General features: G+C 53.5%; 3 protein-coding genes and 1 other RNA gene. 2 read left to right on the top strand and 2 right to left on the bottom strand.

All coding sequences use genetic code 11. The features are described from left to right. Positions 1–2: 2 nt before the first annotated feature. Positions 3–365: a transfer-messenger RNA gene (ssrA, locus tag VZP09_RS14905) on the bottom strand. A gap of 144 nt (positions 366–509) precedes the next feature. Next, positions 510–992 carry an SsrA-binding protein SmpB gene (gene smpB / locus VZP09_RS14900; protein ID WP_002914164.1) on the bottom strand — a complete coding sequence of 161 codons (483 nt, stop codon included), beginning with the start codon at positions 990–992 and terminating at the stop codon, positions 510–512. A gap of 149 nt (positions 993–1,141) precedes the next feature. On the opposite strand from smpB, the gene VZP09_RS14895 reads away from it, so the two are divergent. Both VZP09_RS14895 and VZP09_RS14890 read left to right on the top strand, forming a co-directional pair. Continuing rightward, positions 1,142–1,579 carry a type II toxin-antitoxin system RatA family toxin gene (locus VZP09_RS14895; RefSeq protein WP_004174798.1) on the top strand — a complete coding sequence of 146 codons (438 nt, stop codon included), beginning with the start codon at positions 1,142–1,144 and terminating at the stop codon, positions 1,577–1,579. Beyond that, positions 1,569–1,859, top strand: coding sequence for an RnfH family protein (locus tag VZP09_RS14890; RefSeq protein ID WP_004145682.1), 291 nt, complete (start codon positions 1,569–1,571; stop codon positions 1,857–1,859). Before VZP09_RS14895 ends, VZP09_RS14890 begins: the two co-directional genes overlap by 11 nt. Positions 1,860–1,886 lie beyond the last annotated feature (27 nt).

Genomic DNA, 1,886 nt, shown 5'->3' with positions numbered 1-1,886 from the left:
TTTGGTGGAGCTGGCGGGAGTTGAACCCGCGTCCGAAATTCCTACATCCTCGGCACTACATGCTTAGTCAGTCTTTACATTCGCTTGCCAGCTGCGGACAGACACGCCACTAACAAACTAGCCTGATTAGATTTAACGCTTCAACCCCAGGCAGGGCATCCACGCGATCTCTTTTGGGTTTGACCTCTCTTTGATCCCCGTCTTAAGAGCGGAAGCTAGGGAGAGAGGGCTCAGAGCAGGTTATTAAGCTGCTAAAGCGTAGTTTTCGTCGTTTGCGACTATTTTTTGCGGCTTTTTACGAGGCCAACCGCCCCTCGGCATGCACCTTGGGTTTCGCAAATCCCGTCGAATCCAGAATCAGCCCCAATGTGTAGGTCAAGTATAACAGATTTGTGAATGTCGTTACCAGCCCCATCACGCAGGATTATTTCAGCAGGGTGGACGAAAAAGCAGCATCAACAAGGATATAGCGTAAGGGCCAGCGAGAGCTGGCCCTCGGGGAGGGGAAATTAACGTCCGGCGTGCTTCATAATACGCGCCTTATCCAGCGCCCATTCACGATCTTTCAGGTCGGTACGCTTGTCGTGCTGTTTCTTACCTTTGGCGACGCCGATTTTCACTTTGCACCAGGCGTTCTTCCAGTACAGCGACAGGGCGACGACGGTGTAACCTTCGCGGTTAATGCGGCCGTACAGCGTGTCGAGTTCGCGCTGGTTGAGCAGCAGCTTACGGGTGCGCGTCGGGTCGCAGACATAGTGGGTGGAAGCCACGGCCATGGGCGTAAAGTTGGCGCCGAACAGGAAGGCCTCGCCATCCTTCAGGATGACATAGCTATCGCCGATGTTGGCTTTGCCTGCACGCAGGGATTTGACCTCCCAGCCCTGCAGGGCGAGACCAGCCTCGTATTCATCTTCGATAAAGTATTCGTGACGGGCGCGTTTATTCAGCGCAATGGTGGCTGATCCAGGTTTGTGGGCTTTTTTCTTAGTCATAATGTCCTGAAGTCATCGTCTTATACACAGTTACCTCGATCGCATCCTGCGAGGTGTACTGCGCATCTTAGCACGAGTTGCGGCACAGCGTTTTTTTTAGCAGCAGATAAATGATATTATTTGCACTGTGTTTAAATGTGGAACCTGCTATGCCTCAGATTAGCCGTACTGCGCTGGTGCCTTTCAGCGCGGAACAGATGTATCAACTGGTAAACGATGTGAAGTCCTATCCTGATTTTCTGCCAGGCTGCACCGGTAGCCGCGTGCTGGAATTGGGGCCGACGCAAATGACGGCGGCGGTTGATGTGTCCAAAGCCGGCATCAGTAAGACCTTCACCACACGCAATACACTGACCAGCAACCAGAGCATTTTGATGAGCCTGGTGGATGGCCCGTTCAAGAAGCTGATTGGCGGCTGGAAGTTTATTCCGCTGAGCCCCGAGGCCTGCAAAATCGAATTCCATCTCGATTTCGAGTTTACTAATAAACTGATTGAGATGGCTTTTGGCCGGATCTTCAAAGAGCTGGCCGCTAACATGGTGCAGGCGTTCACTTCGCGCGCCAAAGAGGTTTACAGTGCCGGCTAATATTCGTGTTGAAGTCGCCTACGCGCTGCCTGAAAAGCAGTATCTGCAGCGGGTCACCCTGGACGAGGGGGCGACGGTCGAGCAGGCGATTATCGCCAGCGGTCTGCTGGCGCTGCGTGATGACATTGATCTGGCGAAAAACAAGCTGGGTATCTACAGTCGTCCGGTAAAGCTGCATGACGAAGTTCACGACGGCGACCGGGTCGAAATCTATCGACCGCTGATCGCAGACCCGAAAGAGCTGCGTCGCCAGCGGGCAGAGAAAAGCGCCGCAAAGTAACCTGCAGCAGACCGACTATCAGCCATA

This window comes from Klebsiella sp. EMBS2024, assembly GCF_036233805.1.
Lineage (GTDB): Bacteria > Pseudomonadota > Gammaproteobacteria > Enterobacterales > Enterobacteriaceae > Klebsiella > Klebsiella pneumoniae.
Note: the sequence above shows the minus strand (reverse complement) of the source record. Positions and strands in the feature narration are given on the sequence as shown.

Coding starts and splice junctions, on each gene's coding strand:
- smpB (WP_002914164.1), bottom strand. CDS start 992: ATGACTAAGAAAAAAGCCCACAAACCTGGATCAGCCACCATTGCGCTG.
- VZP09_RS14895 (WP_004174798.1), top strand. CDS start 1,142: ATGCCTCAGATTAGCCGTACTGCGCTGGTGCCTTTCAGCGCGGAACAG.